10 protein-coding genes and 3 pseudogenes are annotated in these 14447 nt (G+C 33.0%); 5 read left to right on the top strand and 8 right to left on the bottom strand.

Annotation, left to right across the window (positions count from 1 at the left end):
- The first annotated feature begins 231 nt into the window (after window positions 1-231).
- The gene (locus ABLV95_RS03060) at window positions 232-1140 is read left to right on the top strand and encodes a COX15/CtaA family protein (RefSeq protein WP_427704959.1); all 909 of its coding nucleotides are present in this window, start codon (window positions 232-234) and stop codon (window positions 1138-1140) included.
- 270 nt (window positions 1141-1410) lie between these two features.
- Here ABLV95_RS03060 and ABLV95_RS03055 read toward each other — a convergent pair.
- From ABLV95_RS03055 to ABLV95_RS03045, 3 genes and pseudogenes are all read right to left on the bottom strand, one after another.
- Window positions 1411-4869, bottom strand: a pseudogene (locus ABLV95_RS03055) (pyruvate carboxylase).
- Between the two features lie 404 nt (window positions 4870-5273).
- Window positions 5274-6509 (bottom strand): cell division peptidoglycan polymerase FtsW, encoded by a 1236-nt coding sequence (gene ftsW, locus ABLV95_RS03050; RefSeq protein ID WP_460876347.1) that lies wholly within the window; start codon window positions 6507-6509, stop codon window positions 5274-5276.
- A gap of 387 nt (window positions 6510-6896) precedes the next feature.
- A complete protein-coding gene (locus tag ABLV95_RS03045; RefSeq protein ID WP_069832442.1) occupies window positions 6897-7172 on the bottom strand; it encodes an Fpa/YlaN family protein in 276 nt (91 codons plus the stop codon).
- A 323-nt stretch (window positions 7173-7495) separates the two neighbouring features.
- Here ABLV95_RS03045 and ABLV95_RS03040 point away from each other — a divergent pair, with 323 nt between their 5' ends.
- Together ABLV95_RS03040 and ABLV95_RS03035 are read left to right on the top strand one after the other, a co-directional pair.
- Window positions 7496-7978, top strand: coding sequence for a hypothetical protein (locus ABLV95_RS03040; protein ID WP_285322970.1), 483 nt, complete (start codon window positions 7496-7498; stop codon window positions 7976-7978).
- Window positions 7979-7980: 2 nt separating this feature from the next.
- On the top strand, window positions 7981-8154 hold the full coding sequence (locus ABLV95_RS03035; RefSeq protein ID WP_081325282.1) for a DUF2197 domain-containing protein: 174 nt from the start codon (window positions 7981-7983) through the stop codon (window positions 8152-8154).
- A gap of 269 nt (window positions 8155-8423) precedes the next feature.
- On the opposite strand, the pseudogene typA reads toward ABLV95_RS03035, so the two are convergent.
- A pseudogene (gene typA, locus ABLV95_RS03030) lies at window positions 8424-10273 on the bottom strand (translational GTPase TypA).
- Between the two features lie 106 nt (window positions 10274-10379).
- Here typA and ABLV95_RS03025 point away from each other — a divergent pair.
- A pseudogene (locus ABLV95_RS03025) lies at window positions 10380-10562 on the top strand (DUF5325 family protein); the annotation flags it as partial.
- 102 nt (window positions 10563-10664) lie between these two features.
- Here the strand turns inward: ABLV95_RS03025 and ABLV95_RS03020 are convergent.
- A complete protein-coding gene (locus ABLV95_RS03020; RefSeq protein ID WP_460876344.1) occupies window positions 10665-11483 on the bottom strand; it encodes an inositol monophosphatase family protein in 819 nt (272 codons plus the stop codon).
- A 262-nt stretch (window positions 11484-11745) separates the two neighbouring features.
- On the opposite strand from ABLV95_RS03020, the gene ABLV95_RS03015 reads away from it, so the two are divergent.
- A complete protein-coding gene (locus ABLV95_RS03015; RefSeq protein WP_427704966.1) occupies window positions 11746-12357 on the top strand; it encodes a YktB family protein in 612 nt (203 codons plus the stop codon).
- Between the two features lie 147 nt (window positions 12358-12504).
- On the opposite strand, the gene ABLV95_RS03010 is transcribed toward ABLV95_RS03015, so the two are convergent.
- From ABLV95_RS03010 to auxB, 3 genes are all read right to left on the bottom strand, one after another.
- The gene (locus ABLV95_RS03010; protein ID WP_460876342.1) at window positions 12505-12975 is read right to left on the bottom strand and encodes a DUF4064 domain-containing protein; all 471 of its coding nucleotides are present in this window, start codon (window positions 12973-12975) and stop codon (window positions 12505-12507) included.
- 192 nt (window positions 12976-13167) lie between these two features.
- Window positions 13168-13323 (bottom strand): hypothetical protein, encoded by a 156-nt coding sequence (locus ABLV95_RS03005; protein WP_460876341.1) that lies wholly within the window; start codon window positions 13321-13323, stop codon window positions 13168-13170.
- Window positions 13274-14395 carry a lipoteichoic acid stability factor AuxB gene (gene auxB / locus ABLV95_RS03000; RefSeq protein ID WP_460876339.1) on the bottom strand — a complete coding sequence of 374 codons (1122 nt, stop codon included), beginning with the start codon at window positions 14393-14395 and terminating at the stop codon, window positions 13274-13276. Before auxB ends, ABLV95_RS03005 begins: the two co-directional genes overlap by 50 nt.
- Between the last annotated feature and the right edge of the window lie 52 nt (window positions 14396-14447).

The raw sequence follows: 14447 nt of genomic DNA, 5'->3' as shown, positions 1-14447 counted from the left end.
TTGACTACATTTATGTAAAGTTATTTGTGACACTTTAACGACTTTCACAAATAGTCATTTTTGTGACACAATTTAATCTATATTTCTTGTTATAATGTTAGTTAAGATTTATTTAAATTTTATAAGTATGTCTTTTCGAGATTAATAATTACAATAATTACGACAAATGATGTTACAACTGAATGTAATTTAGTGTCTCAAGAGTTTTACATATAAGTGGGGGGTTAATTCTTGTTTAGCAAAAAAAACCTAAAATGGTTATCTGTTTTAGCAACACTCATTATGGCTTTTGTTCAATTGGGTGGTGCCTTAGTTACCAAGACTGGTTCAGCAGATGGATGTGGCTCTGACTGGCCATTATGTCATGGTGCATTTTTACCTCAAAATTTACCAATTCAAACGTTGATTGAATTAAGTCACCGTGCAGTTTCAGGCATATCCATGCTTGTTGTCTTATGGTTAGCGATAGTTGCTTGGAAACATATTGGTTATATTAAAGAAGTAAAACCGTTAAGTATTATAAGTGTTGGATTCTTAGTCATCCAAGCGCTTGTTGGTGCAGCAGCAGTAATGTGGCAACAAAATTCTTATACGTTAGCTTTACACTTTGGTATTTCATTGATTTCATTCTCATCAGTGTTTGTCTTAACTTTAATTATTTTTGAAATTGATCGAAAATATGAAGCTGATGAGCTATTTATCAGAAAGCCATTAAGAATTTATACATGGATTATGGCAATTGTTGTATATTTAACTATATACACGGGAGCACTAGTAAGACACAAAGAAGCCAGCTTAGCATATGGTAAATGGCCACTGCCATTTGACGATATCATACCGCATAATGTACAAGACTGGGTAAACTTTACGCATAGAGGTATGGCTTTAATTGCTTTCATTTGGATATTACTTACATTTATCCATGCAGTAAAAAATTATAGCCATAATCGTACAATACGTTTTGGTTATACAGCTGCCTTTGTCTTAGTCGTTTTACAAGTTATTACAGGTGCTTTATCTATGATGACAAATGTTAATCTATTCATTGCTTTGTTACATGCGCTATTTATTACTATATTGTTTGGCTTAATCGCATACTTTATAGTACTAATGCTTCGAACAATTCGAAGTGGCGGATAAATAATTTTTATTGGTTAATAAACAAAAAAGTACTTAGACAAACCAAATGCTGAAATGGCATTTGGTTTTTTTTATAGATATTATTCATTAAGTACACCTTACTGCATTGATATCAATATCTATTCCTTCTTACAAATAGCGTTTTTTCATTAATTGCGTTACATATATTTATTTTTATTTGTGCTTACATTTTAAAAATTCCAACATAAAACAGCCGTCAGATTCCTATTTAGGGGAACCTGACGGCTGTTTAATTGTACAATAATTAATTTAATCTACTGGTTCTTTTTCAATTTCAATCAATAAGTCACCTGTTTGGATTGCTTCTCCACTTTGAACTGTAACCTTCTTAACCACACCATCAAATGGTGATTGGATTGTTGTTTCCATTTTCATTGCTTCTGTAATTAATAAAGCTTGACCGCTCGTAACAGATTCGCCTTCTGAAATTTTGACTTCAGTAACTGAACCTGGCATCTGAGCTCCGATATGATTTGGATTTAATTTATCTGCTTTTGGTTTCACACTTTCACTTGCCTTGACGTTTTCATCTTGAATGAAGATACGACGTGCTTGACCATTCATATCATAGAAAATTGTACGAATACCTTTTTCATCTGGCTCTGTAATCGTCTTAAGTGTGATGATGAGTCTCTTACCTGTATCAATTTCAATTTCTACCGTCTCGTTAGATCTCATACCAAAGAAGAACGTTGGCGTATCTAATAATGATACATTACCAAATTGTTCTCGCGTTGAGATAAACTGTTCATAAACTTTTGGATATAACACATAACTGATTATATCTTGTTCTGTAACTTCTCTTTCTTGTTTCTCTTCTAATTCTTTTCTAACCGCTTCAAAATCAACAGGCTCTAGGTATTCACCTGGTCTATCTGTTAAAGCTGTTTGACCTTTTAAGATGACTTTTTGCAATTGTTTATTAAAGCCACTTACTGGTTGGCCAATTTCCCCTTTAAAGAACGATACAACAGATTCAGGGAAATCTAATTTATAACCATCATCGATGATAGTTTGTTCATCTAAATCATTTTGTACCATGTATAGAGCCATATCACCTACTACTTTAGAAGAAGGTGTTACTTTTACAATATCGCCAAATAAGAAGTTGACACGTTTGTACATTTCTTTCACTTCATTAAATCTATTGCCCAGCCCTAAACTTTTAGCTTGTTGACTTAAGTTTGAATATTGTCCACCTGGCATTTCGTGTTGGTAAATTTCAGTATTAGGTGATTTAATATCACTTTCAAAATCACTATAATACTGACGCACTGTACCCCAATAATGAGATAATTCTTCCATGCCATCAATATCTGCACGCACATTTCTACCAAAACCGTTTAATGCATAATATAACGAATTAGAACTTGGTTGACTTGTTAAGCCACTCATTGACGCTACAGCAGTATCAATGACATCTACGCCAAGCATCTATCGCTTGTTTGTAAACAAGTATGCCATTGCCACTTGTATCATGTGTATGCAGATGGATAGGTAAATCTACTGCAGCTTTTAATTCTCCAATTAACTCGTTCGCAGCTTTAGGTTTCAATAAGCCGGCCATATCTTTAATCGCTAAAATATGGAATCCTTCTCTCTCAAGTTCTTTCGCCATATTCACATAATATTCTAACGTGTACAGGTCAGAACGATTCGGATTCAAAATATCGCCTGTATAACAAATTGCACCTTCCGAAATTTTACCTGCTTCTTGTACTGCTTCGTTTGCTATTTTCATTTGATCTACCCAGTTTAATGAATCAAATATGCGGAATACATCAATTCCAGCGTCTGCACTCTCTTTGACAAACTTTTTAATTACGTTGTCAGGGTAGTTTTTATAACCAACTGCATTAGAAGCACGTAGTAACATTTGGAATAGTACATTTGGAACAGCTTTTCTCAATCTTTCCAATCTTTCCCACGGGTTTTCTTTTAAGAAGTTAAATGCGACATCGAATGTTGCACCACCCCACATCTCTAATGAAAAGCTATCTTTCATTACATCTGCAGTTTTAGAAGCAATGTTCATCATATCTTTCGTACGTACACGAGTAGCAAGTAATGATTGATGTGCATCTCTAAATGTTGTGTCTGTAATTAATACGTCTTCTTGTTGTTTTAACCAATCTGCAACTGCTTTAGGTCCTTGTGCGTCTAATAGTTGCTTAGTACCTTCTAATTGATCAACTTCTTTTTTAGCAATCTTCGGAATTGGAGATACTTCGTAAATTGGCTTTGGTCGTTTTTCGACATTAGGGAAACCATTTATTGAAACATTACCTATATATTCTAGTGTTTTTGTACCACGGTCAAGTGTTGGTGCTATATCAAAAAGTTCTGGCGTTTTCTCGATAAATTTCGTTGTATAATCGCCTGTTTTAAATTGTTCATGTCTCATCACATTAATCAAGAATGGCACATTGGTTTTAACGCCACGTATTCTCATTTCTTGTAACGAACGATCCATTTTTTCATTTGCTTGTTTAAATGACATCGCATGCGTAGATAGTTTCACAAGTAATGAATCATAATATGGTGAAATTTCTGCACCTTGGAAACCATCACCAGCGTCTAATCTAACCCCAAAGCCGCCACTTGAACGATAAGCTATAATTCTACCCGTATCAGGCATGAAATCATTTGTAGGATCTTCAGTAGTAATACGACATTGTATAGCGTATCCTAACGTTTGAATATCTTTTTGTTTTGGCATACTAATTTCATCATCAAATAATACTTCGCCGTCTGCTACAAGTATTTGAGTTTTAACAATATCCACACCTGTAACCATTTCAGTAATTGTATGTTCAACTTGCACACGTGGGTTCACTTCTATGAAATAGAACTCATCTCCTGATACTAAGAATTCTACAGTACCTGCGTTAACATATTTTATATTTTCCATAAGTTGGATCGCGAGCATCAGAAATTTGTTCTCTTAAATCATCAGACAATGCAACAGAAGGCGCTACTTCCACTACTTTTTGATGACGTCGTTGCACAGAGCAATCACGTTCATACAAGTGTACGATATTGCCATGTTCATCTCCGATAATTTGAACTTCTATATGTTTTGGATTATCAATGTATTTTTCAATATATACTTCACTATTACCGAATGATTTTTCAGCTTCAGACTTAGCACGGTGGAATGCGTCCTCTAATTCATCTTCTGCATGGACGATACGCATGCCTTTACCACCGCCACCACTTGTTGCTTTAATCATAAGTGGATAGCCTGCTTCATTTGCAAAAGCTATAGCATCTTTTTGATTATCAATCGGTCCATCAGTACCTGGGATAACTCTTAAATCTGCTTTAATTGCTGTTGATCTTGCTTTAACTTTGTCCCCAAACATATCTAAATGCTCCACACGAGGCCCAATAAATTTGATGCCTTCTTCCTGACATCTGCGTGCAAATGTTTCATTTTCACTTAAAAAACCATAACCAGGATGAATTGCATCTACATCGGCACGTTTCGCCACTTCTAAAATGCGTTCAATATCTAAATATGATTCTGCAGGACCTAAATCTTCGCCTACTAAGTATGATTCATCCGCTTTATATCTATGTAAAGACCCTTTATCTTCATTTGAATAAATCGCAACTGTTTGTACATTTAACTCAGTTGCTCGCTCTAAAAATCCTTATTGCTATTTCTCCACGATTGGCTACCATAAGTTTATTTATTTTTTTCACAACATGGTCCCCCTTAAAATTTGAATTTTCTAAAAAGTTTGATATAGAAACCATTATAGCAAAATGCGAACAATGTATACAAATAAAAGTTTGTTCGTATATTCTAGAATAACTACTTAAACGGTTGAATTGTGATCACTGATAGATAAAATTTTATCCGTCTGTGATAGTCTCTAAACACTGTAGTATACGCGCATTTCTATGGAATTATATCATAGCTTAACTATAATAAAAAATTATTAAAATTGATAACTTTTTATTATCATTAACTTTAAAAACACTAAGTTTTTCAAAATTAAGATGTCTAATTATAAAAATAAGCAAACGTTTTCAACATTTTACTGTTGTAACGTTTGCTTTTACAAATTACATTTTTTATATCATAACTACCATAACAAACTAACTTATGATTTTCTGGAGATCCCTGGATTATTGTTAATTTTATTTGCTTTTTTCTTTCTTAATTCTTCGATTTTAATTTGTTTCGCTGTAATTAGCAGTAGACCCATAGCGATACTTAAACTAATCATTGAAGAGCCACCAAAGCTTATGAATGGTAATGGCACACCTGTTAACGGAATTGTACCTGAAATACCACCTAAGTTAACAAATGTTTGACTACCGATATAACTTGCAATACCTACACAAACCAACTTGTAAAAGTAAGAGTTAGTTTTATTTGCTAGTTCAAATGCTCTGTAAACTATAAAGAATAGTAAGCATATCACGACGACGCGACCTACCAAGCCTAACTCTTCAGCAATAATCGAAAAGATAAAATCAGTATGTGGCTCTGGTAAGTATCCTAATTTCATAATACTATTACCTAACCCTCGTCCAAACAGTCCACCATTTCCGATTGCAATCAAGGAGTTAGAGATATGATACCCAGTACCTTCTTCATTACTAAATGGATTTGTTAATGTACTAAAACGGGCAGTCAAGTAATCTGGAACTAATCCTAATAGTAAGAACAGTGAGCCTATAATAACTACACCGAACAAAATCATCAAACCATATTTGAGTGATTTTTGAACACCAATACCTGCATAAAATATGATTGAAAAGAAGATAATTAAAATTAATAGCGTTTGTCCTACATCTCTTTGTAAAAGTACAAGTGCTATACAAATTGATGCCAAAATAATCGGTGATGCTAATATTTTTGGTTCTTTAAAAACTTTCGGTCGTTTCTTTTCTATCATATAAGGTATATATACAATGATTGCAATTTTCAATAGTTCCGAAGCTTGTAGGTTCATAAAACCTAAATTGAGCCAACTTTTCGAACCATTAATATTACTTCCTACAAGTAAAGTGGCTAAGAGTAAACCAACCATTATCATCATCATCCATTTCTGAAATCTGATGGATTCAAGGAATTTGACATTCATAAAGAATGCCATGAAAAAGACAAGAATTAAACTCATGATTACATACATTAATTGTCTTGTATAAAAGTAAGTCCCAGTCACTGGAACGCCACCTGTCAATGAACCTTTTGTAGCCGCAACCATACTTGCGCTATATACCATTACTAAGCCTATTAGACATAATAAAATATATGTAATTACTAACGGATAATCAATAAATTTGGCATTTCTACCAATATATCGAAAAAATTGTTTTATGTTATTCATTTGACATATCATCCAATTCTAATTATTAATATCATTTATCATTACCAGCTCAAATTCGTAACTTTAAAACGATATTTATTGTTGTAAATCGTCTTAAGATATTGGGTCTGTTTCATAAAAAATAAATTACACTTTTAACATTATATCAAACATTACTCTAATATTTCGAACAAATATAACACTAAATACCATTATTTTAACCATTAATTTCGTCATTTGTCTATTTTAAACAAAAGAAAATGGTCGCGATGCAATCAACAATATATTGATGTCCCAGCCACTCTGAAATATGTTATGTAGTTTTGAAGTTACTACTTATACAAGTTGTGTGTAATTTTAAAGCTGGTTAAACTCTTTCCAGCTAAAAATTCTATTTATTTAACCATATTAAACATTAGTAAATGCGTCATGCAATTTAGAAAGTTCTTTTTCTAATCGTAGCATTAAATCTTTGCCCACTTCTATATCGACTAAACCGAGTTGAACAGCAAAATCTACTTCTTTTTGCAATCCAAACATTTGAGTATCGAGTACTTCTTCATATAACGGGCATTGAGGTAACGTCAGATTATCCATTTGTACTTTTATAAGTTGGAGAATCCTATCAGCATCTTTATTCAATTGGTCATATGCCGCACTGTTCATTTTTTGGTTCTTTACCATGACATACTCCCCCCTATCAATTGTAACTTTATATGTAGAAGTGTATCTTACTGATTCATAAAAAGCAAGTGAATTCCTTAATATACTAAACCGTGTTATTTGTGATAATATTGATATTAAAGAAATCTTTATCTCAAATATATTTATTTATGGAATCGTCAGCCTGCCGGCATCTGTTGTGTAAACGTTTTATTTCAACACGAATTTTATAGTACAATGCGTATATGAAATGTTCACTTACAAGTGAAAAATATTCACAAAAAATTCATTTTTACATATTTTTGTTATAAAGATAGATAAGATATACAAATAGGAGTGGGACTATGATTCAAATTAAGGGCGCAGTTAAATTTCCAATATCATTAGATAGTACAACTTGGATTTTTGATGATAGAAAAGTACAAATTGAAGATTTAGAAAAAGGTGTATTTGACGGTACAAAACCAATCAATTTTGACGATAACCGTGAATGGAATCGTGCAATTTTGGAAGGTCAAACTAATCCACCAACTTTAAATTCTGAAATAAAATATAAAAGACGTGCAGTATTGGAACAATCATTTGTTATCAATATGGCACCTTTTTTCAAAAATGCTGAACCACATGATTCGGCAAAAGCAATCCGTTTATATAATGAAAATGATGCTATCGAGGTTCCGATTGACTTATTACCTTACCTCTTTTTCCAATTCGCTAAAGATGGTAAAAGATTATATGATGACTATAGCGTAGATAGCTTTGTTTACATTCCAAATGAAGGTTATTCTTACCAATTTGCATATGTTACTCATATTGAGGTGATCTAAATATGAAAAAAGTTCAATGTATTATTTGTGATATGGAAGTATTTATCGATCAAAATACATTAGAAGCGAAAAGACTTAGAAATGATCCGATGCACACATTTATGTGTGATGAGTGTAAAAGTAGACTTGATACACCTAAACAGCGCAATCAAGTAACGACTTATAATCATCTTTAACACATAGTTTTCTATCACATCAATTTAATAAACTAACTTTATAATTATAATAGCTAATTATTCAATAATTATGAGCCGTAACAAAATGCGACTCAAATTGTTAAATGATTAGCTATTTTTATATGTTATAAAACATCATGTACATATGTTGTTAGTAACAATATATATTTAATTTACTTAATCGTGGTATCTTAGATGCCAATTCTAAAATAAAAGAACCAAACTAGAAATTATTATCTAGTTTGGTTCTTTTATTAAATCTTATTTAATTATTCATTATCTTGCATCATTTGTTTGACACGTTTAGATTCTTTTTCACGTGCTGATTTTTCTAGAACTGTTTTTCTAATACGGATATTTTCTGGTGTAACTTCTACAAGTTCATCGTCATTGATAAATTGTAATGCTTCTTCTAAAGTTAAAATTCTTGGGCGTTTCATACTTACAGTTTGGTCTTTATTAGCAGAACGTACGTTTGTTTGGTTTTTTTCTTTTGTAACGTTAACTGTTAAGTCATTATCACGGTTATGTTCACCAACAACCATACCTTCATATACTTCAGTACCAGGTTCCATGAAGTTTGTACCACGGTCTTCTAAGCCCATAATTGCATAAGCACTAGCTTTACCTTGATCAAGAGATACAAGTGCACCGTTTCTTCTGCCACCGATACGACCTTTAACACGTGGTCTGAATTCTTCAAATGTATGGTTAATAATACCATAACCACGAGTTTGAGACATAAATTCTGTAGTATAACCAATTAAACCACGAGCCGGAACCATAAAGAGAATGCGTGTTAAGCCATTATCTGTTGTAACCATATCAAGCATTTCACCTTTACGTTGGCCTAATGACTCGATTACAGGACCTGTATACTCTTGCGGCACTTCACATTGTACACGTTCAAACGGTTCACATTTCACACCATCAATCTCTTTTAAAATAACTTGAGGTTTAGATACTTGTAATTCAAAGCCTTCACGTCTCATGTTTTCTATTAAGATTGATAAATGTAATTCACCACGACCCGCAACAATCCATTTATCTGGAGTTTCAGTAGGCGTAACTTTTAATGAAACGTCTGTTTCTAATTGTTGATCAAGACGTTCTTGAATTTGACGAGATGTTACATAATCACCTTCACGGCCTGCAAATGGTGAATTGTTAACTCTAAATGTCATTTCAAGTGTTGGTTCATCAATTCTTAATACAGGAAGTGCATCTTGGTGGTCACTTGGCGTTACTGTTTCACCAACGTTAATATCTTCCATTCCTGAAACAGCAATTAAATCGCCAAGCATATGCTTCCTCAACTTCTTCACGTTTTAATCCGAAGAAACCAAAGATTTTTGTTACACGGAAGTTTTTAACAGTTCCGTCTAATTTAATTAAAGATACACTGTCACCTACACGCATTGTTCCTCGGAACACACGACCTACACCAATACGTCCTAGATAATCACTATAGTCTAATAGCGCGATTTGGAATTGTAATGGTTCGTCTCTGTTATCAACTGGTGCTTGGTACATAATCGATAATTGTTTCGTATAAAGATTGCATGTTTTCATCTTGTTTTTCTGCATCTAAACTTGCAGTACCATTTACAGCTGACGCGTAAACGACTGGGAAATCTAATTGTTCGTCAGAAGCTTCTAACTCGATAAATAGGTCTAATACTTCATCTACTACGCCTTCTGGACGTGCTTCTGGTTTATCAATTTTATTTACAACTACAACTGGTTTTAAGTTTTGCTCTAATGCTTTTTTCAATACGAAACGTGTTTGTGGCATCGTTCCTTCATAAGCATCTACTACAAGTACAACACCATCAACCATTTTCATGATACGCTCTACTTCTCCACCGAAGTCAGCATGTCCTGGTGTATCTAAAATATTAATTCGATTGTCTTTATAATTCACTGCTGTATTTTTAGCAAGGATTGTGATACCGCGTTCTCTCTCAATATCGTTAGAATCCATTGCTCTTTCATCTACTTGTTCATTTTCACGGAATATTCCTGATTGTTTTAATAACTCATCTACTAGTGTTGTTTTACCATGGTCAACGTGAGCGATGATAGCTATATTACGAACGTCTTCTCTTCTATTAGTCATTTATACAAATTCCTTTCTCGAGTAAATTCCCACTTTTCTTTGCAACTTTTTTATTATATCATATAATTGGTTAAAGAAAACTATAAAGGTGTGGTAGTATGCAACAAAAAAATCGAAAGCAATATTCTGGGTACTTGCTGTAGTAGCTGTAGTATTCTTGCTTTTATTTAGCTTTAGTTTAGTCGCAACAAATGTTCCATTGATGATTTTAACACTTATATTATTCATTGCAACATTTGGTTACGGTTTCACTTTAAAAAAGAAATATCGCGAAAACGATTGGCTATAATCGAGTCAAATTTTATATACAATCTATAAAAGCGTCTCAATTCTAACAAATAGGATTGAGGCGCTTTTCATAGGTTGTTTTTTCTTCTAAAATGCTCTTTTATTATTTGTTTTTTAAACGTTGTTGCAATAATCCAATGATTTCATTATTTTTTTGAAAATGTTGTTCAATGAGTTCAGCATGCAATTGTTTATTCGCCATTACAATCGAACTAGGTTCATAAATTGATAATGCGTCTCCCATTAAATCTGTACCTTTTCCACCTACTTCATTTAAGACAATGAGTCCACCTGCAAAATCCCAAGGTTGTAATCTAGGTGTAATATATCCAGCTAATTTTCCAGTTGCGACATGAATAATTTCTAAAGCGACTGATCCATAAGCTCTGGCACTCCTGGATTCTTCTACTATAGGTTTAAATAATTCTCCTAAACGTGGTTTGGTTAGCCAGTTAGGATTGATACCGATGATACTTGTACTTAAAGGCGTCGATTTTATTTCAGGAAGTCGATTTTCATTTTCGAATGCTCCTTCCCCAGTCTTAGCATGATATAATGCATCGTTCATTACATCATATACAAATCCTGCATAAGGTTGTCCATCATTATAAATACCAATGGAAATTGCGAAATTTTCTTTTTGATGAACAAAATTCAATGTGCCATCAATTGGATCTACTACCCATACAACACCTGACACATTATTCAGGTCATGGCCATGACCTTCCTCACCAATAACGTGGTGGTGAGGATATGTCTGTAAAATATTTTCAAAAATATAGTTTTCTGTAGCTTTATCTACATTTGTCACTAAATCATTAGGATTTGATTTCGTTTCTATTTCTATATCTTCTTTCATTATTTTTTTTACATTATTCCCTGCCTCTAATATGAGACCTTTAGCAAACTCGTAAACAGTCATTGTATCAGCTCCTTATTCACTTCTCATTATACAGTAATTAATACTCAAAAAGTTAATGCGCAACTTTTCTATTTTCTAATAATAATATGTATAAAAATATATTTTGAATATTTTATGGTTTCTTACATGTATACCCTATTTTATCTTTTATACACGCGCACTATAAAGTTATGTTTTAGGTGCACATAATGGGCAAAGACAATGTTAATCCAATTATATTATGCTACAATACAGACGTATATAATGTTTACAGGAGGCCCCAATGACTAAGTACATATTTAAACCTAGAGATTTCAAAGCATTCACAGTTGATGGTCTTGATGCAAGAATGGAAGCGTTAAATGAACGTATCCGACCACAGCTGAATGAATTAGGTGATTATTTTGCACAATATTTAGAAACAGTAACCGGTGAAAAATTTTATCCACACGTAGCTAAACATGCGCGTCGAAAAGTTAATCCACCAAAAGACACATGGGTCGCATTCGCTACAAATAAACGCGGTTATAAAATGCAACCACATTTTCAAATAGGTCTGTTTGAAAATCAATTATTTGTCATGTATGGTATCATGCATGAAACAAAAGACAAAGCACAACAAATAAAAGCTTTCGAGGACCAATTTGAAACACTTAAAAATTTACCAAATGACTATAGCATTAGTCCTGATCATATGAGCCAAGAAAAAATTTACATTCATGAAATGTCAGATGAAGACATTACAAAAGCGCTCAATCGCGTTAAAGAAGTTAAAAAAGGTGAGTTCTTTGTAGCTCGTACATTGTCACCAAATGCCGAACAATTAGAAAGCGACAAAGTCTTTTTAAACTTCCTCGAAGAAACATTCGAACAATTACTCAAATTCTATAAATAATTCATCTGAATATCTAAAAAGCACGCGACTTAAAATGAATTTAAGTCGCGTGCTTTTTCTATTATTACTTATTTATCTTTATAAATGATTGCCAGGAACATTTAATAAATGTACGGGTCATCATCTTTTTTTCGTTTCATTTCTGCCTCAGGATCCATGTCTTCTTGCTTGGGGCTTTTGTTTTTCTTTTTCGTTATTATAAATATTATAATTTGGCATCTGATTAATTTGATTACCTTGTTTCGTGTTATCTTTTTTCGCAAATAACATAATACCTACAATTAACCATAAAATCATTGCGATAAAGTTTCCACCAGATATACCAATAATAGCCGAAACAATAAATAAACATCCTGCTAGTATGCGATTACCTTTAATTGTAAAGACCGCAATAATAGCCAAAATCGTTGAAATAAGTGTAAAGATACCTTGTAGTACGATAGAAGCTTTAAAAGCTCCTGGGGTAATTTCTGTCCCTTGTTGTTGGTTCATTTCATTAAATACTTCTTTAAATTCTGGTACGTTGATGAAATTATATGCAATAACCATAAATAATAAGTATATTAAACTAAGACTAATTGCTATCCATGCTAGGGTACGTTCTGCTTTCCTACTCATATGCTTCCTCCTATAAATTCATTAATTACATCATAGCAAATTTATGAATAATTAAAAATAACCACGACCTATCGCTAAATTATATTGTATTAGAGCGATATAAATAAAAACCCGATTGTCTCACATTATGTGAGCAATCGAGTCTAGTAGTTGAATACCAAATTGAATTATTATAAAACAACACAACTTTTATTATGATTTGTCTTTTGTTTCAGAATCATTTTGTTCTTCAGATGTTGTATCTTGTGTTTCTTCAACATCTTGTGAAGTCATTTTCTTACGTTCTTCAAAATTCTTTCTACGCTGATTTGCTTGCACTCGGTTGTTGTTTACGTTTTTCTTTTTCACGTTTTCTGCGTTCTTTTTTCTCTTGTTTAATACGTGCTTTTTCTTCAGCTTTTTCTTGCTTCAATCTAGCGGCTTCTTCAGCCTCTTCTTGTTTACGGCGTTGTTGTTCTTCTTGCTCAGCTTGTTTTCTTTGTTGCGCTTCATACGCTTCTTGTTTACGGCGTTGTTCTTCTTCCACTATACGTTGATTTTCTAATTCTGTTTCTTTAGCTTGTTGTTCTTGTTGCTCCTTCGTTACTGCATCTTTGCTACTTTGATCTTCGTTGGCAACTGCTTCACCATCTTCATTATATACATTGCTAACTTGACCGAAATCATCTTCTGTACTTTGACTGTCATCATCAACATTATTGTGTTTTCTTTGCTTATAATTATACTTTGCTTGTCTAGAAAGTACTTGTGGTTCTTCATCAGATGCATTGTTTTCAGAGTTTACTTTTTCTGCAACTTCAGAGCTATAACCGCCTCTTCTTAATTGATTATCATTACTTTGTTGTTCTACGTCAGAAGTTTGTTGCTTTTCAATATATTGAGGTGAGTTTGGTTCTGATTGTTGCTCATAGTTTGAATAACGCCCTTGGTACCCTTCTGCATAATATGCGGGCACTGTTTCTACTTTTTCTTTTCGTGCAAACATCATGATTGCCACGATTAAAAATAGGATAGGAATAATTAATGGTACAAATAGCAACACTAATGGCAACGTCACTATCGTTGCGATTAAGAATAAGAATCCTGATAAAATTCTTATATTCATTGAAATTAAGGCTAAAAATGATAAAAGCAAGCAGACAATGAAATATACTATAATCGCCCACACGCCATTTTGTAGCCAAATTACAAATTGGATTGTGTTTAATCCATTATTCGCTAATATTTGTTGAACAAAATCATTGCCATTCAATGAAGTCTCCAAATTTTGTATTGATGCTTCACTACTAAAAGATACTAGTGCAATAAACATCGTAATAATGGTTAGTAATAATAAGAATATCCAACTCAACCAACCTAATACTTTTTCTGCTAGTCGACTCACCGGACGTCTAACTTGAGTATATTGCTCTCCTGACATGTCTTTACAACTCCTTATATTGCTTGTCAAACTATTATATCGAATTAACGAT

The sequence above is a fragment of the Staphylococcus sp. Mo2-1 genome (assembly GCF_046721385.1).
GTDB classification, from domain to species: Bacteria; Bacillota; Bacilli; order Staphylococcales; family Staphylococcaceae; genus Staphylococcus; species Staphylococcus equorum_A.
The sequence above is the reverse complement of the archived record's forward strand: the minus strand, read 5'-3'. Positions and strand labels throughout refer to the sequence as shown.